This is a genomic window from Microbispora hainanensis, from assembly GCF_006874475.1.
Lineage (GTDB): Bacteria > Actinomycetota > Actinomycetes > Streptosporangiales > Streptosporangiaceae > Microbispora > Microbispora hainanensis.
Genome location: NZ_VIRM01000006.1, coordinates 103,855 through 122,489 on the forward strand (window position 1 = coordinate 103,855; position 18,635 = coordinate 122,489).

Consider the following 18,635-nt stretch of genomic DNA (forward strand, 5'->3'; position numbering starts at 1 on the left):
ACCCCGGTATGCCTCGAGGTATCAGCAGGAAAGGGTCGTGACTGGATATAGCGGGATATTCGCCACCCGCGCTCACTGCCGGCCGCGACGGCAGGGCCGGGCCGCGTCACCGCGCCGGGCGGCGTCAGGAAATGTCGTCGAGCAGCTTGTCGGAGGAGTCGACCGTGGCGGCGGCCCGGAGCCAGGCAGTCAAGCGATCGAAGTCATGGCATTTCCGGATCCGCTCGGAAAAGTCGTCGGACACCTCGATGCCCCGGGCCGACAGGACGGTCAGGATCCCCTCGGCCTGACCCTCCGCCTTGCCTTCGGCTTTGCCCTTGGCGATGTTCTCAGCGTGCATACCCCCCAGGTTCTTGCCCGGGTCCTGGCCACGCTGGACCTCGACGATCACGGCGAGCACGGGCGGCGGGGGAGAAGAGCGCGGGCCTGAGCCTCAGCGGCGGCGCAGGCCGAGTCCGGCGAGGGCGGCGAGCCCGAGACCGGCGGCGGTGACGAGGCGGCGGTGCTGCGACATCCACAATTGCACGCTGCGACCGTGCGACCGCCGGTCGAAGCTGCCGTGCGCGCCGTAGTCCTTGTCCTCGTCCGCCGGTTCCCACAGGTTGGACACCCCAGTGGGCGCCTTCTCGCCGGTGAGCTGCGACTTCACGCCGGTCCTCGCGAGGTAGCGGTCGAGCAGCGCGGGCGCCAGCCGCTGGCCGATGATGGTGGCCGCGGTCATCCCGCCGACCCAATACTCCTTGCGCTCCGGATGCTCCGCGGCGTAGACGAGCGCGTCGGCGGCCACCTCCGGCTGGTAGATCGGCGGCACCGGCTGCGCGTGCCGCCGCATCCGGTTCAGTCCCCAGTCGAACTGCGGGGTGTTCAAAGCCGGAAGCTGCACCACCGTGATCTTCACGCCCGAGTCCTCGGCGAGCAGCTCGGTCCGCACCGACTCGGTGAACCCGACGATCGCGTGCTTGGCGCCGCAGTACGCCGACTGCAGCGGGATCGACCGGTAGGCCAGGGCAGAGCCCGCCTGCACGATGGCGCCCTTGTCGCGCGGCTTCATCATCTCCAGGGCCACGCGGGTGCCCCAGACGTAGCCGAGATAGGTCACCTTGGTCTCGCGCTCGTACTCCTCGGGAGTGATCTCCAGGAACGGCGCGAACACCGTCGTGAACGCGATGTTGATCCACACGTCGATCGGGCCCAGCTCGGCCTCGGCGCGCTGGGCGGCCTGGCGGACCTGGTCATAGTCGGAGACGTCCGCGGCGAAGGTCTTCCCGGTGCCTCCCTCGGCCCCGACGTCCACGGCCGCGCCCGCGAGGCCCGCCTCTCCCCGTGCGATGAGCGCGACCTTCGCGCCCTCCGCTCCGAGCTGCCGGACCACCGCGCGGCCCACGCCGCCGCTCGCGCCGGTCACCACGACGACCTTGTCCTTCAGGCTCACCTCGTCATCCTCTCGATCGCGGCCCGCCGCCCAGCCTCTTCTGCTTGCGTACGGCGAGGGCCATGTAGAGGCCGATGGCCGCCATGATCACCACGACGACCCCTGTCAGCCACCACAGGCGGCCGACGAAGGAAAGCACCAGTACGGCGACGCAGAAGACCAGTGCGAACGACCCAATGCGGATGCGGATCACATCCATCGGGGTCCCCTCCACCATGGGCTTGCCGGTCGGAGAGCGTTGTTCTTCGGTCATGGGGCCCCCTCTACCCTCGAATCCGGTTCACTATCGCCGTGGTCGAGCGGTCCGGGACGTATCCGAGCACCCGCACCTCTCCGCCGAGCTCCCTGACCAGCGCCGCCTCGGGCAGCAGGTCGGGGTGGTAGTCGCCGCCCTTGACGTACACGTCCGGCCGCACGAGCCGCAGCAGCTCGGTCGGGCTGTCCTCGTCGAAGACGGTGATGTAGTCCACGCAGCCCAGCGCCGCGAGCACCGCCACCCGGTCCTCGCACCGGTTGATCGGGCGCTGCGGTCCCTTCAGCCGGGCCACGCCGTCGTCGCCGTTGACGGCGACGACCAGCACGTCGCCGAGCCGTGCGGCCTCCTCCAGGCAGGCGACGTGGCCGCGGTGCAGCACGTCGAAGCAGCCGTTGGTGAAGACGATCCGCCTGCCCTCGGCGCGGTCGCGCTCCAGGCACGCGGCCAGCCGTTCGGGCGGCAGCGCGGTGCCGGGGCGCAGCGCCTGCAGCAGGTCCTCGTGGGAGCAGGCGGCCGTCCCCTGGCGGCGCACCACCACGCTCGCCGCCGCCTGGCCGATGTCGGCGGCGTGCTCGGGTTCGGCGCCCGCCGCCAGGGCGAGCGAGAACGCCGCGGTGAAGGTGTCGCCCGCGCCGATGCTCATCGTGTCGGGCGCGGGGGTCGCGTACGTGCGATGCGGCGGCCTGCCGCGCCGGTGCAGCAGCGTGCCCTCGCCGTCCAGCGTGGTGACCACGAGGTCGGCGCCGGTGGCCGCGATGAGGTCGTCCGAGCGCGCGGACAGGAACGCCACCCGGTCGTGGTCGTGCCCCTCGCCCAGCAGCCGCCGCACCTCGGCATAGTTGGGCAGCACGGCAGTCGGCCGGCAGTCGCGCCAGGCGGCCACGTCGTGGGCGTCCACCACGAGGATCGGCGCGCCGCGCGAGCCCTCGCTGCGGTCGATGCTCAGGTCGCACAGCACCCGGCGGACGTCCGGGGTGCACACCCCGCCGCCGTAGTCGCAGGCGATGACGACGTCGGCGTCCGCCGCGAGCCGGATGATCTGCTCGATGAGGTCGCGCTCGGCCGCCTCCGCCAGCGGCGCCTCGTCCTCCTCGTCGTATCGCGCGACGATCTGGCCCTCGGTCAGCACCCGGCGCTTGACCGAGGTCCGCCGGCTCCGCACGATGACCAGGCCCTCGATGTCGAGCCGTCCCAGTGTCGCGTTGAGCGTCGCCCCGGCGGGGTCGGCGCCGGTGACGCCCACCATGTGGACCCGTGCGCCGAGGGCGGCCAGGTTGACCGCCGTGTTGGCGGCGCCGCCCGGCTGGTCCTCGATCCGCTCGACGGTCACCACCGGCACCGGGGCCTCCTGCGCCATGCGCTTGGAGCGGCCCCGCAGCCATGAGTCGAGCATCACGTCCCCGACCACGACGGCTGTGACATCACCGAAACGGCTGAGCGTCTCTTCCGTCATATCTCGGCGGCTACCCCCGCAGACGCAGGGGAAACAACAGGCACCGCAGACCTGCCCGCCCGGTTTGGGGCCGTCGCACCGGGGTAACCGGGATCAGACGTCGCTCCACACGAGTGCTCCGCCGGGCGTCAGCCGGCGGGCCGGACGAATGGGGGTGTCCGATGCACGAGGGGACGGGGCGGGTGGCATGAGCGCCCTGCTCGTGGAAGGAGTCGAGCGGATCGCGGTGCTGAGGGCCAACGCCCTCGGCGATCTGCTGCTGGCGCTGCCCGCCATCGGGGCGCTCAGGCGGGCCTATCCGGCCGCGAGGATCACCCTGCTCGGGAGTGAATGGCACGCGCGGTTCCTGCGCGATCGCCCGGGTCCGGTGGACGAGGTGGTGGCGTTGCCGCCCATCTCCGGCGTCTCCTCCCCGGCCGACGGGTCCGCAGGGCCGGCCGCGCCCGAGGAGCTGTACGAGGACCTGCGGCGGCGCAGGTTCGACCTGGCCGTCCAGATGCACGGCGGCGGGCGCAACTCCAATCCGTTCATCCGCCGTCTCGGCGCACGGGTGACCGCCGGCCTGCGCACCCCCGACGCCGAGCCGCTCGACCGCTGGGTGCCGTACGTCCACTACCAGCACGAGACCCTGCGCTACCTGGAGGTGGCGGGGCTGCTCGGCGCGACCGCCACCGAGATCGAGCCGCGGATCGCGGTCGTGAGGAAGGACTGGGCCGAGCTCAACCGCACGCTCGGCAAGGTGCCCCGGGGACTGGTGGCGATCCACCCGGGCGCGGGCGACCGGCGCAGGAGATGGCCGCCGGAACGCTTCGCCGAGGTCGCCGACCGCCTCGGACGGCCGGTGGTGGTGACCGGCGTCGAGGAGGAGCGGGACGTCGTCGAGAAGGTCGTCGCGCAGATGCAGACCCCGGCGAGGGCCGTCGTCGGAGAGCTGTCCCTCGGCGGGCTCACGGCGCTGTACGCCGCCTGCGACCTGCTCGTCTCCAACGACACGGGGCCGCGTCACCTGGCGGCGGCGACCGGCACCCCCACGGTGGGCGTCTACTGGTGCGGCAACATGATCAACTGGGGTCCGCTGAGCAGGGGGCACCAGCGGCCACTGATCTCCTGGACGTCCGGCTGCCCGGTCTGCGGAATGCCCGCCGACCCCAGGCTGGGCATGCCGGAGTGCGGTCACCAGGACATCTCCTGGGTGGGTGACGTGAGCCTGGACGACGTGCTCGAACAGGCGTGGGAGCTGCTGCGATGAGCACCGTCACCGAGAAGTCGGCCACCCGGAAGTCGGCCACCCGGAAGTCGGCCACCCGGAAGTCGGCCACCCGGAAGGGCCCCACCCAGGAGACCCTCGCGGAAACGGCCAAGGTCTTCGAGACTCCGCCCGTCGAGCTGCGGCCGAGCGACCCCGGCGAGCCGGGCATCCGGCGCAGGCGCCGCGGGCGCGGGTTCAGCTACACCTGGGCCTCCGGCCGTACGGTGAAGGACCGCGCCACCCTGCGCCGCATCAGGTCCCTCGCGATCCCGCCGGCCTGGACGGACGTGTGGATCTGCGCCCACCCGAACGGTCACCTTCAGGCCGTGGGCACCGACTCGGCGGGCCGGCGGCAGTATCGCTATCACGACGAGTGGCGCAGGCAGCAGGACGAGGCCAAGTTCGACCACGTGCTGGAGATCGCCCGGCGGCTGCCGGCGTTCCGCGAGCGGGTCGCGCGCGACCTGCGCGGCGACGAGCTGAGCCGCGAGCGCGTGCTGGCCACCGCCGCGCGCATGCTCGACATCGGCTTCTTCCGCGTCGGCGGGGAGGAGTACACCGACTCGTACGGCCTGGCCACGCTGAAGACCTCGCACGTCAAATGCGGCGACGGCGAGGTCGTGTGCCGCTACCTGGCCAAGGGCCGCAAGGAGCGGGAGCAGGTGCTGTCCGACGCCGACGTGTGCGAGGTGCTGTCGGCGCTGTCGAAGGGCCGAAAGGGCGAGCTGCTGCGCTACCGCACCGACGAGGGATGGGTGGACGTGCGGAGCGCCGACATCAACGCCTACCTGAAGGAGGCGTTCGGCACCGAGGTCTCGGCCAAGGACTTCCGCACCTGGCACGCCACCGTCCTGGCGGCGGTCGGGCTCGCCGTCTCCCGCCCCGTACGCAGCGGCGCGGGGCACAAGCGGGCCGTCTCCCGGGTGATGAAGGAGGTGTCGGAATACCTGGGCAACACGCCGTCGGTCTGCCGCGCCTCCTACGTGGATCCACGCGTCATCGCGCTGTACGAGAAGGGCCGTACGGTTCCTCTCGAACGGCTGGGCGAGGACACCGGCGAGGGCCGGCTCGCCACCCACGGGCCGGTGGAGGAGGCCGTCATCGAACTCCTGTGCCGAGCGCCCGCACGGCGCCGGTGACCACCTGCCGTTGACGACCTGGGCGTTTGACCACCTGCGCGTTTGACGACCTGGGCCTTTGACCAGCTGGGCGGCGAAAACCGCGCCGGTGAGCAGGCCCCCGATGCCGCCGGAACGCGGCACGAGGGCCGTCACCTCAGCGGCTCACGTCGGAGATCGGCCGGATCACGAAGCGCTCCTCGCCGGTTCCCGGGCGGACAGCACCCGGTCGTAGGCGGCCAGGCTCTCGGTGGCGATGCGGCTCCAGGCATACCTCGCGCGGGCGCGGTCGGCCCCCGCGATGCCGTACGCCGTGCGCCGCACCCGGTCGTCGAGCAGCCTGCGCAGCGCCTTGGCCAGCACGGCGGGGTTGCGGGGCGGCACGAGAAAGCCGGTCACGGCGTTGACCACCGTCTCCTTCTGGCCGCCGACCGCGGAGGCGACGACCGGGACACCACAGGCCATCGCCTCCAGCGCCACCATCCCGAACGGCTCATACCAGGGCACCGACACGACGGCGGTGGCCGAGCGCAGCAGCGCGGGCAGCGTGTCGCGCTCGACCCGGCCCAGGAAGCGGACCCGGTCGGAGACGCCCGCCCGGGTCGCGAGCCAGCGCAGCCGGGTGACCTCGGGGTCGCGGTGCAGCTCGGCCGCCGGGGGACCGCCCGCGATGACCAGCTCGGCGTCCCGCAGGTGCCGCAGGGCTTCGATGGTGGTCTCCAGGCCCTTGCGCGGCACGAGACGGCCGACCGACAGCAGGCGGGGGCGCTCCGGCCGTTCCAGAGGCTCGACGTGGGGGTGGAAGGCGGCGACGTCCACGCCGCAGGGGACGACCCGGGTCGCGCGGCGCCGCACCCCCATGCGGATCAGCTCGTCGACCTCGTCGTTGCAGGTCGCGATGATGCCGTCGACCCGCCGTCCGATGTCGGCCTCGGCCTGGGCGCGATCCCGGGGGCTGGTGTCCGCCGGGCCCTGGTGCCGACGCTTGACGCTGCCGAGCGCGTGGTAGGTGTGGACGACCGGGATGCGGAGCTTCTCCACCGCGGCGAGCGCGGCCAGCCCGCTCATCCAGAAGTGGCTGTGCACGATGCCCGGGCGGTCGAACAGCCACCGGTCGTGCAGCCACTTAGCGAAGTGGGGGATCCAGGGCAGGATCTCGTCCTTGGGGATCTCGGCGGCGGGGCCCGCGGGGACGTGGACGACGTCCACACCCGGGCCGAAGGCGACGGTTTCCGGCAGGTCCTCCCGGTCTTTGCGGGTGTAGACGGTGACCTCGTGACCGGCGCGGGCGAGCTCCAGGGCGAGGGCGGCGACGTGCACGTTCTGGCCGCCGGAGTCGACACCGCCGAGGGTGGCGAGCGGGCTGGCGTGCTCCGAGACCATGGCGATCTTCACTGGGGGTTCCTCCAGGTGCGGCAGTGGCGAATACCCGGCTCGGGGGTCAGGGAGTCCAGGTGGGCGGGCCCGGCGACCGGAATGGGGACGCCGAGCGGAACGGGGACGGCGGCCGGTCGGTGCGGGAGCCGCGGGCGCGCGCTTGGCGGGCCGCGGCGGGGAGACAGGGGGTGGACAGGCAGGCGGTGGACAGGCAGGCGGTGGACAGGCAGGCGGTGGGCAGGCAGGCGGTGGACAGGCAGGCGGTGGGCAGGCAGGCGGTGGGCAGGCAGGGGGCGGGCAGGCAGGCGGTGGGCAGGCAGGCGGTGGGCAGGCAGGGGGCGGGCGTGCGGCCCGGTGAGGGCGGCGACGCGGCGGGGTGGGGTCCTGTGCCTGTTCCCAAGACGCTCCTCCATCACGGCATGCTCACGCCACGGAGGTACCTGCGTCTTAGGCACCAATATCAACACCCCTATCCACCCTCGCGCCCGTCAAACCACTTGGTTTCGCCCGGGAAGGGCCGGGCAGCGCTAGCCGTACGGAACCGAGGGGGACATGAGGGGAAGATATGGAGACGCCGCACTATGTCGCGGCCCGCGTGCAGCGGGCGCTCGCGGAGGACGATCGGACCGCCGAGCTGGGCATCCGGGTGGATGTACGAGGAGAAGAGATCTACCTGCGCGGACAGGTCTCCTGTGACGAGCGGCGGCGCCAGATCGAGAACGTCGCCCGGGAGGCGGCTCCGGGCCTGCGGGTGCACAACGAGATCACCTTGGTGGAGGTGCAGGAGGCGGGAGAGGAGGAGCACCTGTGAGGGAGCTGCGGATCGCCGCCGTCGCCGACATCCATCTGGGCGAGGATCTGCGCGGCCACTATCGCAAGAAGATCGAGGGCATCGAACGTCGCGCGGACGTGCTGCTGGTGGGAGGCGATCTGACCAGGCACGGCACGATCGCCGAGGGCCGGGTGGTCGCCGAGGAGCTGAGCGGCCTGCCCATCCCGGTCGTCGCCGTGCTCGGCAACCACGACTACCACTCCGACTGCAACCAGGAGATCATCGCTCTCCTCCGTGACGCCGGCATCGTCGTCCTCGACGACGAGAGCACCGTCCTCTCCATCGACGGCGTACGGCTCGGGGTCGCCGGAGGCAAGGGTTTCGGCGGCGGGTTCGCCGGGAAGTGCGCGAGCGAGTTCGGCGAGCCGGAGACCAAGGCGTTCGTCCGGCACACGAAGGAGATCGCCGAGCGGTGGCGGCGGGCGCTCAAGGGCCTGGACGCCGACCACAGGATCGTGCTCAGCCACTACTCACCGGTCAAGGACACGCTGATGGGCGAGCCGCCGGAAATCTATCCGTTCCTCGGCAGCTACATGCTGGCGGAGGCGGCCGACGCCGAGGGCGCCGACCTTATCATTCACGGTCATGCGCACGCGGGCACGGAAAAAGGCGTCACTCCCGGCGGTATCCGGGTGCGTAATGTCGCCCTTCCGGTAATCAAGCACGCCTACACCGTTTACTGCCTGGAAGGCGACGATTGCTGATTCGCTGTTCCGATTCCGAGACGGCGACCGGCCCTTCGGCCGATCGCCGTCTCGGTGTCCGCGAGTAGCGTGGGTGAGGTTGCGGCTGGTGGGTGAGGTTGCGGTTAGGGATTGAAGATGCTGACGCCCCCGGGGCCGACCAGGAATCCGAGGACGATGAGGACGATCCCCCAGAGGATGTCCCGACGGGCCAGGATGACGTAGATCCCGGCGATGACCAGTACCACGGCGATGATCCAAAGCAGAGTAGCCATGGCCCTCCACTGCCCCTGCAAAGGGTCTCGTAACATCATCGAGCCCTGGCGCCGATTGAATTTGCCGCTGAAGCACCCATTGTTACGTCTGCTTGACAATATCGGGGCATCCGGTGATGCATGACGACTTTCGGCTATTTGGCAGCGCGTGCTGGAGGGGGCCGTCGACGTCGTCAGGGAGCTGTGGACGGGCGAGCCGGTGACGTACCGCGGCGAGTTCTACGGCGAGTTCTACGGCGAGTTCTACGAGGTGGACAGGGCCCGGCTCTACTCGCTGCCCGACCGGCCTCCGCCGATCTACGTCTCGGGCTTCGGGCCCAAGCCGGTCGAGCTCGCGGGACGGCTCGGCGACGGCTGCATCCACACCGCGCCCGCCGCCGACATGGTCGAGGCGTTCCACAGGGCGGGCGACGAGGGCAAGCCGTGCGCGGCCGGGCCGAAGGTGCGCCGGGTGTATGACGAGGCCGAGGCGCGCAAGACCGTCCACATGCTCTGGTCCAACCAGGGGATCCCGGGCGAGGCCGCCCAGCTCCTGCCGCTGCCGCGGCACTTCGAGCAGCTCTCGGGCTCGTCACGGGGCGCGGCCGCGGGATCCCGGGCGAGGCCGCCCAGCTCCTGCCGCTGCCGCGGCACTTCGAGCAGCTCTCGGGCTCGTCACGGGGCGCGGCCGCGGGCACTGTGCTCATAGGCACTGTGCTCATAGGCACTGTGGTCGTGGGTGCTGTGGTCGCGCTCTTGTCGTCTTCTAATCGTCGGTCTTGACCAGGCGCAGCGACAGGAGCGGCTGGACGAACCACAGCCACGCGCACAGCAGCGCCACGCCCGCGCCGATCAGCGCGGCGGGCCCGGGGCTGGTCAGCGCGTCCAGCACCAGGGCGGTGGAGCAGGTCATGGACACGGCCAGGGCCACACCGCCGGCCACGCCCAGCCGGTTGGCCCGGCGCAGCAGCAACTCCTTGAGCCCCGACCGGAAGAGGATCCGGTGCTGGGTCGCCGGGGCGATCGTGCAGATCGACGCGACCGCCGCGCTGACGACCGCCAGGTAGAACAGCCAGTTCCCGGTCGTGTCGATCTTCCCGAAGCCGGAGGAGAACGGCAGCGTCAGCAGGAACGCGAACAGCACCTGCACGCCCGTCGCGGCCACCCGCAGGCCCTGCAGCAGCTCGCCGAGCTCGCGGTCGACGCGCTCCTTGCGGCTCTCGCCGGCGTTCTCCAGGGGTTCGAGCACCTCACTCACGTCTTGCCCTCGCCTCGCTCACTTCGCGGCCTTCATCAGGCGCGCGTACGCGAGCTGGAGCCAGTCGGAGATCGCCACGGCCGCCATGGTGGCCCCGGCCAGCCGGGTCACCCGGGGGAAGAACACCGTGCCCGCCGCGTATCCGGTCGCCACCCACTGGGACAGACAGAACGGGCAGGTCAGCAGCTCGCCCACGGCGTGCTGCAACCCGTGGCCGCGGACCTTCTCCTTGAGCTCCGCCGGGCCCGAAAGGCCCTCATAGCGGGTGAAGGGAGCGCGGATGGGGCTGGTGACCGGGTCCTTCGCGAGCGTGCGCGAGAGCCGGTGCGTGAACAGCCCCATCAGCATGAGGTCCATCACCTTGATGTTCTCGGGGGGCCTGCGGCCCGTCAGCTTCGCCGCGGCGAGCAGCGCCGTGACGGCCCCGCCGTACACCGCGAGAACCCGTGTGTACGAGGCCAGGGGACGGTTGTCCTCCCCCTCGTACTCGCGCTTGATCTCCTGGAGGGTCTCGGTCATGAGCGCGCTCTACCCTGGATTGTTTGCGGCGAACATGGCTGGGCAAGCGACGTAAGTGGGTAGTCACAGTCACGAAGTCACCGACGCGATCCTTGAGACGCTCAAGCGCGCCGGGGCCGGCCTCAAGGAGGCCGGGGTGCGGTTCGCGCTGGCCGGAGGCTGCGCCGGCTATGCGAGGGGCGCCGCACCATCACTGCATGACGTCGACTTCGCCCTGGTCGAGGAAGACGTCCCGCTCGCGCTGAAAACCCTGGAGAGCCTGGGTTTCCGAACCGCGAAACCACCGGAGGACTGGCTGGTCAAGGCGTTCGACGAGGAAGGCGTCCTCGTCGACCTGATCTTCTCGCTGGCCGACAGGCCCGTGACGGAGGCCATGATCGCAAGAGCCGAGCCGATCAACACGGCCGCGTTGAGCCTGCCCGTTCTCGAAGCCACCGACCTTGTGATCTCCTGGATACTGCCGCTGTCGGAGCACGCCTGCAACTACGGTTCGCTGCTGCCCATGGTCCGCGCCATGCGGGAGCAGGTGGACTGGGACCGGGTCGCCTCGGTCGTGGCACCGTCGCCGTACGCCTCGACGTTCGTCACGCTCCTGGAACGGCTGCGCATCATCGCCCCTACGACACCGCGGCCGGACGGCACCTGGCCCTGAAGGCCGCGCTCCGGTCCGCCGCACCGGTCCATGCGGTGTGGTTCGCCGACCTGGAGAGGGGCCGCGCCGTGCCGGCGCGGCCCCTTTCATATGCGGATCACATGGACTGGTCGCTCACATGGACGGAGTGCGGGGGAAACGTCCGTAGTACTCCCCGACACGGTCCCGGTAGCCCGGGTCGCTCATCGCCGCCTCGTGGAACTCCGGAGCGTTCTTGATCTCCTGTTTCGTCCGGTTGACGAATACCTTGCGGTCCTGGAAGTCGATCCTCGTCACCACACTCGCGGGAAGCATGACCTTCTTGCCGAAGATCCACGGGCCCGTGTCGACGACGATGTAGCTCTGGCCCACCTCATAGGTGGCCTCGTCCACGGAGCCGATCTTCCCGTCCACGGCCTGCACGTCGTATCCGGCGATGTCCATCTGCTGTCCTGTGGTCGACACGGCGTCGGAATACGACCAGAGATCCGGTGTCATGGTGGTCACTCCCTTCGTCGTCACTCCACGTACCCGAACGGGAGAAGGGGAACATCCCGGACACGTAACGGCAGGACATGATCTGGCCGCGCCGTTTTCCCGGCGCGGGGTCGCAGATGGCGCGGAACACCTCCGGATGCCGCTACTCTTGTGGTGCGGGCGCCGCTAGCTCAGTTGGTTAGAGCAGCTGACTCTTAATCAGCGGGTCCGGGGTTCGAGTCCCTGGCGGCGCACCACATTCTTCCTTCGTGACCTGCGGTTTCCCGGCGGCGACGCCTACGGGACCGCAGGTTTCGTCTTTTAGGCGCAGCCGTTCCCGGCCGGCCTTTCCGGGACGGCCTTTCCCGGGCGGCCGTTCCAGGCGGTCTTTCTGGGTGGCCGGTGACGCGTGGACGCGTGCCGCCCGAGCCGAGTGGGGACGCCGCGCCCAGAGTCCGGTCACGCTGTGTAGGGGCCGAAGCGGGCCCATGCGGTGAACGCGGCGGCGACGAAGAGGACGACGTCCATGTCACAGGCCCGCCGCCGACACGCCGCCGTCCACGGTGAACACCGCGCCCGTGGTGTACGCGGACCGGTCCGAGGCCAGGAAGGCGACGAGGTCGGCGATCTCGCGCGGGCTCGCGGCGCGGCCCAGCGGGAACATCGCGGTCAGCTCGGGATAGCGGGACTCGTCGCCGAAACGGGCGCGGGCCTGGGCCCTCATGAGGGTCAGGATGCGCTCGGTGGCGACGGGGCCGGGGTTGACGCCGACGACGCGAATGCCGTCGGCCAGGCTGCGGCCGCCCAAGGCCCGGGTGAACGTCATCAGCGCGGCGTTGCCGGTGCTGCCCGCGATGTAGTTGGCGTCGGCGCCCTCGCCTGAGGCACCGATGTTGTTGATGATCACGCCGTGGCCCGCGGCCTTCATCCTGGCGTACAGGTGCCGGGTGAGGTTGATGTAGCCGAAGACCTTCAGTTCCCAGCCGTGCCGCCACATTTCCTCGTCCACCGCGGCCAGCGGCCCGCCGGGGATGTCGCCGGCGTTGTTGACCAGGATGTCCGGCACCGGCACTTCGGCGGCGAACCGGTCGAGCTCGTCGCCACGGCGCAGATCCACGAGATGCACGGTGGCCGCCACACCGTGCTCGGCGCGCAGGCGGGCGGCGAGCTTCTCCAGTTCGGGCTCGTTGCGTGCGGCGAGGTCGAGGTCGCAGCCTTCTTCGGCGAGCACCTCGGCGATGGCCGCGCCGATGCCCCGGGACGCTCCGGTGATGAGCGCCCGCTTGCCGCGCAGGTTCAGGTCCATGACGTTGCCTCAATCTTGTCGGAACCATCGGTTTCGGTAAAAGCGTTGTCGAAACTAATAGTTTCGTCAAGTGTTGGCGCCGCCCTGAGGCCTGTCGGCTTCTTGCCAGGCTTCTGCCGGCGTGTGCCCGGCATGTGCCCGGCTTGTGCCGGTCCAGGCGAGGGCACGGCGTCCTCCGGCTGGGTGAGCGGGTCGCGGACGTGACGGATCTGCTCGGGGGTCATCGTCGGCCGGCGGCCCAGGGACCTCCAAAAGAGGCAGGCTCATGAACACCTGGCGCGACCTGTCGCCGACCGGTTGGAATGACCGCATGCCTTGGTTGTCCCGCCGTCGTCCGGCCGAGCTCACCCCGCCGCCCGAGTTCCCGCGGACTCCCCGTGCCGCAGCATGGTGGATCCTGCCGGCGGTGCTGCTGGTCGGCGGCACGGTGGCTGCTGCCATGTGGTGGTTGCTGACCGGCCTGCCTGCGGCCCCGCCAGGACAGGCGGGCGGCGCACGCGGGGAGGCCCTGCGCACCGCGCTGGCCGCCGGTGCCGGCGTCGGCGCCGCCATCACTCTGGCGCTGTCGTTCCGCCGTCAGCGCCACCAGGAGATCATCACTGCCCACACCACCTACGACGCCACCGAGCGCCGGGTCACCGAGCTGTACACCAAAGCCGCCGAGCAGCTCGGCCATGACAAGGCCGCCGTCCGCCTGGCCGGTCTGTACGCCCTGGAGCGCCTGGCCCAGGGCAACCCCGGCCACCGGCAGACCATCGTCGACGTCATCTGCGCCTACCTGCGCATGCCCTACGCCCCGCCCCGGCCTCCCCGCCCCCGGCCGTGGGCCCCATCGACGCCGGGCCCCTGGCAGGCGGCCGCGCCCGCGGACCTCGATCCCGCAGAGGGGGAACGGCAGGTCCGCCTCACGGCCCAGACCATCCTGGCCGAACACCTGCGCGACCCACGCCGTCCCGACCAGCGCGCAAGCCTCCCCTCCCCACCCCGCCACTGGCCCGGCATGCGCATTGATCTGACCGGCGCCATCCTCATCGACCTCGACCTCACCAAGGCCCATCTCAGCGAGGCGCAATGCGCGGGGGCGACATTCAGCGGGGACACCACGTTTCATGGGGCGGTCTTCGCCGGAGAGGCCAACTTCGACGGGGCGATCTTCGCCGGGGACGCCTCGTTCTCCTACGCCGCCTTCGCCGGCTACGGCTGGTTCGGCAGGGCGACCTTCGCCGGGGAGGCTGATTTCGAGGGGGCGACCTTCGCCCTGGACGCCGTCTTCCACGGGGTGACCTTCTCCGGGAACGCCCAGTTCAGCGACGCGACCTTCACCGACAACGCCCTGTTCCCCGAGGTGACCTTCGCGGGCGACGCCGAGTTCGAGGAGGCGGCCTTCACCGAGTTCGCCCGCTTCGATGGGGCGACCTTCTCCGGTGACCTCGTGTTCGACGGGGCGACTGTCACCGAATTCGCTGGATCTCGAATGAACAGGGCCGAATGGACGCAGATCGCCGACCATCCGGATCATGTGTGGCCGCCAGGCTGGCATGCGGTGACCCGCCCGGACGGCAGCACCGGCCTGGTCCGTCAGAAGAGCGGCGCGAGCGAGGAGAACGGCGAAGACACCGATGGCGCGCCGTCCATCCGGGCGGAGGGGCAGGACGGCGTAGAAGAGCGTCCCGGCGAATGAAGCGAGAACTGCGGTCCGGCCGTACGGGCGCACTTCAGGGGTTTCCTCCTCCTGTGACGCTCGGGTCGCCGGCTGGGGCCGCTTTCTGACCGGGGGATGCCGAAACCGTTCGTTCCGTCAACTGTTATGCTCGGCCGCGTGTCCGCAGAGCCGCAGCCTCGTCCGCATACCGGACGGCGACGCAATCCGGCCGTCCGGCAGGCCATCCTCGATCGCGCGGCCGACCTGCTGGCCGACAACGACTACTCGGCGGTCTCGATCGACGTCATCGCCCAGGCCGCCGGGGTGAGCAAGCACACCATCTATCGGTGGTGGCCCTCCAAGGGTGCGGTGCTGCTGGAGGCGATGGCGGAGCGGGCCCGGCAACTGACGCCCGGCCTCGACACCGGTGTCTTCGCCGACGATCTGGAGACCTTCCTGGCGGCAACCTTCCGCACCGCCGTGAAGGTGAGCGGGCTGCTGCGCGGCATCATGGCCGAGGCGCAGCGCGACCCGGTGGCGGCCGAGGGACTGCGCCAGTTCACCGCCGGGCGCAGGGACGAACTGCGGTCCCTGCTCGCCCGCGGGCTCCGGCAGGGCGAGCTGCCCGCGGACAGCGATCTGGACCTGCTGGTCGATCAGCTCTTCGGCCTGATGTGGTATCGCCTGCTGATCGGCCACGCGCCCCTGGACGACGCGGTCGCCGCCCGGCTGGCCCGTTCGGTGATCCGGCCGGGCTGAGCTGCGCCGCGGGCGTCAGCGGGAGATCTCGTACCAGTGGTAGGGGATCGACCAGTCCCAGTGCTCGGTCTCCTCGTCCAGTTCCGGTGCCGGAGCGGGCGCGTCGGGACCCCAGGTCAGCGCGTAGGGGAGGCCGAACTGGGCGACCCAGTAGCGTCCGAGCCGTACGAACCCCCGTCCGAAGGCGAAGATCATTCGTTTCGCCAGCGAGAACAGCATCGGGCACCACTCCTCGCAGGATCGGGCACGGCACCATGTGGCCCAGATCACTTTGTATCTGGAAATCTAAGGTTTATCTGGCTGAATCTTCCGTGTAAATGCCCAGAGCGGTATGTCACGCGGCGCAGTGGGATCGGATCGTACGCGTGACCGCCCGGCGTGAGGCATGCCCGCGCACGTCACCGTCCTGTATCCGTTCCTCCCGCGCGAGCGTGCCGATCGCTCCCGCGCGCCTGTGGATAACGTCACGGCACGGGCGGCGGGGGCTGACAGAATCGCTCGCACGAGCCGATCGGGGGAGGGCGAGCGGATGAGCGGCAGGGGTAGCAGCAGGGGTAGCGGCACGGGTAGCGGTAGCGGCGCGGAGCGGGAGGGCGCGCGGCGGCGGTGGAGCCTCGGGCCGCCGGGCGGGGCCGTCTGGAGCTTCCCCTGGTCGTCGGGCTCTCCCGGCCAGGCGGCCGAGGAGGTGGTGGCCGGGCTGCTGTCCGCGGCGCTGGAGGCGCGACGCCGCCACGACGAGCTCGAGTTCCGGCGATGCGTGAAGATCCTCGCGCAGGGTCAGGGGCTGCGTGAGGCCGTGGACCGGGCCCTGCTCGACGCACTGAACCGGCATGTGACGTTCGCCTGGCAGGGTGGCTGGCAGCCCGCCGACCTCGTCCGGCTGGCGAGCCGGCGGCTGGAGACCCGGCACGTCCGTCTCGTGACCGACGCCGTCGCGGCCGAGATGCGCGCCTATGCCGCCGCGACCGTGGACGACCGCTGGCTCGACCAGCTCGACGCCATGGGCGCGACGGTGTGGTGGGGCCGCGACGAGGAGTATCTCCGTGACGACGGCGACAGGACCGCGATGGTCGCCTGCGCGCTCCGGGTGATCCATCTCCTGGCCACGCTGCCGCCGCTGGAGCGGCTGTGCCCCCTGCCGGGAACGGCCCGCCGTACGCCTGGGGCCCGGGGCGGCGCCGTCGACGAACGGACGCTCGCCCGGGTGCGGGCCCTGCTGGCCAAGGCCGAGTCGACCGAGTTCGAGGCGGAGGCCGAGACGTTCACCGCGGCGGCGCAGGCGCTGATGGCCCGGCACAGCATCGACGCCGCGCTGCTCGCGTCACAGACGCCCGGCCCGGGAGGAGCCGGGGGCCCGGAGGGGCGGCGGCTGGGTGTCGACGCGCCCTACGAGGGCCCGAAGGCGATGCTGCTGGACGTCATCGCCTCGGCCAACCACTGCCGCTCGGTGTGGAGCCGGCATTTCGGGTTCGCCACCGTGCTGGGGTTCCCCGCGGACCTGGCCGCGGTGGAGGTGCTGTTCACCTCGCTGCTGGTGCAGGCGACGACCGCCATGCGGCTGGCCGGATCCCGCCGGGACGGCTTGGGCCGTTCCCGCACGCGGTCGTTCCGGCAGTCGTTCCTCGCGGCGTACGCGCAGCGGATCGGCGAGCGGCTGCGGGAGGCGACGGGAGAGGCGGTGCGGGAGGCCGCCGCCGATGCCGGGCGCGACCTGCTGCCGGTGCTGGCGGCCAGGGAACAGGCCGTCGAGGCGAGGGTCGAGGAGCTCTTCCCGACGCTGACCCTGGTCGGCGCGGGCGCGGTCAGCAACCGGGAGGGCTGGATCTCCGGCCGGGCCGCCGCCGACCGTGCCGTCCTCGACGTACGCCGGAAGCTCGCGGAGGGAGGCCGGGCTCAGTGAAGCGGGCGCAGTGGGGCGGGCGCAGTGGGGCGGGCGCAGCGGGGCAGGCCCGATGAAGGAGACGCAGTGAAGGAGACGCAGTGAAGGAGACGCAGTGAAGGAGGCGCAGGGGCGCGGGGTCAGACGACGGATCCGGTGGCGCCGTCGGTGAGCTCCCTGAGGATGTCCGCGTGCCCGGCGTGCCGCGCGGTCTCCTCGATCATGTGGACGTAGATCCAGCGCAGCGAGAGCGCGGGGATCTGCTCGTGCGGCACCTCGTGATCGAGCGGGAACCGGGCGGCGATGCGCCGCGATTCCGCGCACGCCTGCTCGTAGGCCGCGATCAGGGACTCGACGGTGTCGTCGTCGCCGACCGCGAAGCTTCTGTCGGCGTCCTCCTGTGAGGGAGGCGCCATGGACGGGTCCTGCGCCAGCACCCGCCCGAACCAGTTCCGCTCCACCACGGTCAGGTGCCTGATCAGCCCGGCCAGCGTCGTCGCCGACGGCACATGACGGCGGCGCACGTCCTGCTCGGACAGCCCCTGGGCCTTGCGGACGACCATCGCGCGGTGGAGGTCGAGAAAGGCCTCCAGCACCTGCCGCTCGTCTCCCGTGGCGGCCCGCACCACGGCCTGCGCCGGCTCGGTCGAAGGAAGAGTGGCCATGCCCCGGACCGTACGGAGCGCGCGGATCTCCCGGCAAGAGCCCCTGCCCACGCTCTCAGCGAACCCGCATCGCCGCCTCAGCCGGAGGTGTCGTCGAAGTGCAGCTCCGAGGTGATGCGGTAGCGGTCGCCGCGGTAGATGGACCGGGTGAACTCCACGACCCGGCCGCCGGCCTCGCGGGCCGTGCGTTCGATGAGCAGGGCGGGGGCGTGCTGGGGGACGCCGAGCAGTTCGGCCTCGGTCTCGTCGGTGACGGTCGGCTCGATGCTCTGGGTGGCGCGGCGGACGTCGATGCCGAACCTCGTGCGCAGGAACCGGTAGAACGACCCGGACACCATGTCGTCGGGCCGCAGGGACTCGACCAGGCGGTGCGGCAGGTGGATGCGCTCGATGGCCATCGGCTCGTCGTCCACGAGGCGGAGCCGTACGACGCGCAGGACCGGGTCGGCGGGGGAGACCTGCAGGCGGTGCGCGAGCCGGGCGGTGGCCGGGGCCGAGTCGAACTCGAGGATGCGGCTGAGCCAGTTCCCCTCGGCGGCGGGGGCGTGGAAGGAGTCGTCGCCGGCCGCGAGGGGCTGGGTGACCTTCCTGCGGCCGGTGAACGTCCCCCGCCCGTGCTCCCGCACGAGCATGCCCTGCCGTACGAGCCCGTCGATCGCCGCGCGGAGGGTCGGGCGGGAGACGCCGAGCTCGCGCGACAGGTCGCGTTCGGAGGGGATGGCGGTGCCGGGCTCCTTGTCGGAGATCAGGTCGAGCAGGACGTCTCTGACCCGGTCGCGTTTGAGGCCCGCTGGAAGTCTCTGCACGTCCCAGACCTTACCAGTAGTTGACCACTCCTCCCAGCG

23 protein-coding genes and 1 tRNA gene are annotated in these 18,635 nt (G+C 71.1%); 10 read left to right on the forward strand and 14 right to left on the reverse strand.

From position 1 onward, the window contains the following. Positions 1 to 124: 124 nt before the first annotated feature. The 4 genes from FLX08_RS07265 to rfaE2 are packed head-to-tail and all read right to left on the reverse strand — an operon-like array spanning position 125 to position 3,141. Positions 125 to 400, reverse strand: a complete 276-nt coding sequence (locus FLX08_RS07265) for a hypothetical protein (protein WP_244312470.1) — start codon at positions 398 to 400, stop codon at positions 125 to 127. 33 nt (positions 401 to 433) lie between these two features. Further along, entirely contained in the window at positions 434 to 1,426 is a 993-nt protein-coding gene (locus tag FLX08_RS07270) for an SDR family oxidoreductase (RefSeq protein WP_142617540.1), read from the reverse strand. A gap of 10 nt (positions 1,427 to 1,436) precedes the next feature. Continuing rightward, the gene (locus tag FLX08_RS07275) at positions 1,437 to 1,685 is read right to left on the reverse strand and encodes a hypothetical protein (RefSeq protein ID WP_142617435.1); all 249 of its coding nucleotides are present in this window, start codon (positions 1,683 to 1,685) and stop codon (positions 1,437 to 1,439) included. Positions 1,686 to 1,695: 10 nt separating this feature from the next. Further along, the gene (gene rfaE2, locus FLX08_RS07280) at positions 1,696 to 3,141 is read right to left on the reverse strand and encodes a D-glycero-beta-D-manno-heptose 1-phosphate adenylyltransferase (protein ID WP_142617436.1); all 1,446 of its coding nucleotides are present in this window, start codon (positions 3,139 to 3,141) and stop codon (positions 1,696 to 1,698) included. A gap of 187 nt (positions 3,142 to 3,328) precedes the next feature. Here rfaE2 and FLX08_RS07285 point away from each other — a divergent pair, with 187 nt between their 5' ends. Beyond that, a complete protein-coding gene (locus tag FLX08_RS07285) occupies positions 3,329 to 4,390 on the forward strand; it encodes a glycosyltransferase family 9 protein (RefSeq protein ID WP_142617437.1) in 1,062 nt (353 codons plus the stop codon). Then, a complete protein-coding gene (locus tag FLX08_RS07290; RefSeq protein ID WP_142617438.1) occupies positions 4,387 to 5,529 on the forward strand; it encodes a DNA topoisomerase IB in 1,143 nt (380 codons plus the stop codon). Before FLX08_RS07285 ends, FLX08_RS07290 begins: the two co-directional genes overlap by 4 nt. A gap of 165 nt (positions 5,530 to 5,694) precedes the next feature. Here FLX08_RS07290 and FLX08_RS07295 read toward each other — a convergent pair whose 3' ends face one another. Together FLX08_RS07295 and FLX08_RS07300 are read right to left on the reverse strand one after the other, a co-directional pair. Then, positions 5,695 to 6,903, reverse strand: coding sequence for a glycosyltransferase (locus FLX08_RS07295; RefSeq protein ID WP_142617439.1), 1,209 nt, complete (start codon positions 6,901 to 6,903; stop codon positions 5,695 to 5,697). A gap of 46 nt (positions 6,904 to 6,949) precedes the next feature. Continuing rightward, complete coding sequence (locus tag FLX08_RS07300; RefSeq protein ID WP_142617440.1) at positions 6,950 to 7,285, reverse strand: hypothetical protein; 336 nt, start codon at positions 7,283 to 7,285, stop codon at positions 6,950 to 6,952. 165 nt (positions 7,286 to 7,450) lie between these two features. Between FLX08_RS07300 and FLX08_RS07305 the strand changes: the two genes are divergently transcribed. Next, a complete protein-coding gene (locus FLX08_RS07305; protein ID WP_142617441.1) occupies positions 7,451 to 7,696 on the forward strand; it encodes a BON domain-containing protein in 246 nt (81 codons plus the stop codon). Further along, positions 7,693 to 8,421 (forward strand): metallophosphoesterase family protein, encoded by a 729-nt coding sequence (locus FLX08_RS07310; RefSeq protein ID WP_208761303.1) that lies wholly within the window; start codon positions 7,693 to 7,695, stop codon positions 8,419 to 8,421. Before FLX08_RS07305 ends, FLX08_RS07310 begins: the two co-directional genes overlap by 4 nt. 104 nt (positions 8,422 to 8,525) lie before the next feature. Here the strand turns inward: FLX08_RS07310 and FLX08_RS40455 are convergent, their stop codons facing one another. After that, on the reverse strand, positions 8,526 to 8,675 hold the full coding sequence (locus FLX08_RS40455) for a GPGG-motif small membrane protein (protein ID WP_167530303.1): 150 nt from the start codon (positions 8,673 to 8,675) through the stop codon (positions 8,526 to 8,528). A 148-nt stretch (positions 8,676 to 8,823) separates the two neighbouring features. Between FLX08_RS40455 and FLX08_RS07315 the strand changes: the two genes are divergently transcribed. Then, entirely contained in the window at positions 8,824 to 9,363 is a 540-nt protein-coding gene (locus FLX08_RS07315) for an LLM class flavin-dependent oxidoreductase (protein ID WP_167530304.1), read from the forward strand. A gap of 57 nt (positions 9,364 to 9,420) precedes the next feature. On the opposite strand, the gene FLX08_RS07320 is transcribed toward FLX08_RS07315, so the two are convergent. Both FLX08_RS07320 and FLX08_RS07325 read right to left on the reverse strand, forming a co-directional pair. Beyond that, positions 9,421 to 9,912 carry a DUF6328 family protein gene (locus tag FLX08_RS07320; protein ID WP_142617443.1) on the reverse strand — a complete coding sequence of 164 codons (492 nt, stop codon included), beginning with the start codon at positions 9,910 to 9,912 and terminating at the stop codon, positions 9,421 to 9,423. An 18-nt stretch (positions 9,913 to 9,930) separates the two neighbouring features. Next, a complete protein-coding gene (locus FLX08_RS07325; RefSeq protein WP_142617444.1) occupies positions 9,931 to 10,431 on the reverse strand; it encodes a DUF1360 domain-containing protein in 501 nt (166 codons plus the stop codon). 55 nt (positions 10,432 to 10,486) lie between these two features. Between FLX08_RS07325 and FLX08_RS07330 the strand changes: the two genes are divergently transcribed. Further along, complete coding sequence (locus tag FLX08_RS07330) at positions 10,487 to 11,083, forward strand: nucleotidyltransferase family protein (RefSeq protein WP_142617445.1); 597 nt, start codon at positions 10,487 to 10,489, stop codon at positions 11,081 to 11,083. A gap of 114 nt (positions 11,084 to 11,197) precedes the next feature. Here FLX08_RS07330 and FLX08_RS07335 read toward each other — a convergent pair whose 3' ends face one another. Continuing rightward, on the reverse strand, positions 11,198 to 11,560 hold the full coding sequence (locus FLX08_RS07335) for a PRC-barrel domain-containing protein (protein ID WP_142617446.1): 363 nt from the start codon (positions 11,558 to 11,560) through the stop codon (positions 11,198 to 11,200). Between the two features lie 159 nt (positions 11,561 to 11,719). Between FLX08_RS07335 and FLX08_RS07340 the strand changes: the two genes are divergently transcribed. Then, positions 11,720 to 11,796, forward strand: a tRNA-Lys gene (locus tag FLX08_RS07340). A gap of 272 nt (positions 11,797 to 12,068) precedes the next feature. Here the strand turns inward: FLX08_RS07340 and FLX08_RS07345 are convergent. Next, the gene (locus tag FLX08_RS07345; RefSeq protein WP_142617447.1) at positions 12,069 to 12,845 is read right to left on the reverse strand and encodes an SDR family oxidoreductase; all 777 of its coding nucleotides are present in this window, start codon (positions 12,843 to 12,845) and stop codon (positions 12,069 to 12,071) included. A gap of 310 nt (positions 12,846 to 13,155) precedes the next feature. Here FLX08_RS07345 and FLX08_RS07350 point away from each other — a divergent pair, with 310 nt between their 5' ends. Further along, positions 13,156 to 14,526 (forward strand): pentapeptide repeat-containing protein, encoded by a 1,371-nt coding sequence (locus FLX08_RS07350; protein ID WP_142617448.1) that lies wholly within the window; start codon positions 13,156 to 13,158, stop codon positions 14,524 to 14,526. Between the two features lie 138 nt (positions 14,527 to 14,664). Continuing rightward, positions 14,665 to 15,246, forward strand: a complete 582-nt coding sequence (locus FLX08_RS07355) for a TetR/AcrR family transcriptional regulator (RefSeq protein WP_244312471.1) — start codon at positions 14,665 to 14,667, stop codon at positions 15,244 to 15,246. A gap of 15 nt (positions 15,247 to 15,261) precedes the next feature. Here the strand turns inward: FLX08_RS07355 and FLX08_RS07360 are convergent, their stop codons facing one another. Next, the gene (locus tag FLX08_RS07360; RefSeq protein ID WP_142617450.1) at positions 15,262 to 15,465 is read right to left on the reverse strand and encodes a hypothetical protein; all 204 of its coding nucleotides are present in this window, start codon (positions 15,463 to 15,465) and stop codon (positions 15,262 to 15,264) included. Between the two features lie 310 nt (positions 15,466 to 15,775). Here FLX08_RS07360 and FLX08_RS07365 point away from each other — a divergent pair, with 310 nt between their 5' ends. Continuing rightward, complete coding sequence (locus tag FLX08_RS07365; RefSeq protein ID WP_142617451.1) at positions 15,776 to 17,146, forward strand: DUF2786 domain-containing protein; 1,371 nt, start codon at positions 15,776 to 15,778, stop codon at positions 17,144 to 17,146. Between the two features lie 119 nt (positions 17,147 to 17,265). Here FLX08_RS07365 and FLX08_RS07370 read toward each other — a convergent pair whose 3' ends face one another. Further along, on the reverse strand, positions 17,266 to 17,790 hold the full coding sequence (locus FLX08_RS07370) for a DinB family protein (protein WP_142617452.1): 525 nt from the start codon (positions 17,788 to 17,790) through the stop codon (positions 17,266 to 17,268). Positions 17,791 to 17,867: 77 nt separating this feature from the next. Beyond that, positions 17,868 to 18,596, reverse strand: coding sequence for a GntR family transcriptional regulator (locus FLX08_RS07375; protein WP_142617453.1), 729 nt, complete (start codon positions 18,594 to 18,596; stop codon positions 17,868 to 17,870). Between the last annotated feature and the right edge of the window lie 39 nt (positions 18,597 to 18,635).

Coding starts and splice junctions, on each gene's coding strand:
- FLX08_RS07275 (WP_142617435.1), bottom strand. CDS start 1,685: ATGACCGAAGAACAACGCTCTCCGACCGGCAAGCCCATGGTGGAGGGG.
- rfaE2 (WP_142617436.1), bottom strand. CDS start 3,141: ATGACGGAAGAGACGCTCAGCCGTTTCGGTGATGTCACAGCCGTCGTG.
- FLX08_RS07285 (WP_142617437.1), top strand. CDS start 3,329: ATGAGCGCCCTGCTCGTGGAAGGAGTCGAGCGGATCGCGGTGCTGAGG.
- FLX08_RS07290 (WP_142617438.1), top strand. CDS start 4,387: ATGAGCACCGTCACCGAGAAGTCGGCCACCCGGAAGTCGGCCACCCGG.
- FLX08_RS07305 (WP_142617441.1), top strand. CDS start 7,451: ATGGAGACGCCGCACTATGTCGCGGCCCGCGTGCAGCGGGCGCTCGCG.
- FLX08_RS40455 (WP_167530303.1), bottom strand. CDS start 8,675: ATGGCTACTCTGCTTTGGATCATCGCCGTGGTACTGGTCATCGCCGGG.
- FLX08_RS07325 (WP_142617444.1), bottom strand. CDS start 10,431: ATGACCGAGACCCTCCAGGAGATCAAGCGCGAGTACGAGGGGGAGGAC.
- FLX08_RS07335 (WP_142617446.1), bottom strand. CDS start 11,560: ATGACACCGGATCTCTGGTCGTATTCCGACGCCGTGTCGACCACAGGA.
- FLX08_RS07345 (WP_142617447.1), bottom strand. CDS start 12,845: ATGGACCTGAACCTGCGCGGCAAGCGGGCGCTCATCACCGGAGCGTCC.
- FLX08_RS07350 (WP_142617448.1), top strand. CDS start 13,156: ATGCCTTGGTTGTCCCGCCGTCGTCCGGCCGAGCTCACCCCGCCGCCC.
- FLX08_RS07360 (WP_142617450.1), bottom strand. CDS start 15,465: ATGCTGTTCTCGCTGGCGAAACGAATGATCTTCGCCTTCGGACGGGGG.
- FLX08_RS07365 (WP_142617451.1), top strand. CDS start 15,776: ATGAGCGGCAGGGGTAGCAGCAGGGGTAGCGGCACGGGTAGCGGTAGC.
- FLX08_RS07370 (WP_142617452.1), bottom strand. CDS start 17,790: ATGGCCACTCTTCCTTCGACCGAGCCGGCGCAGGCCGTGGTGCGGGCC.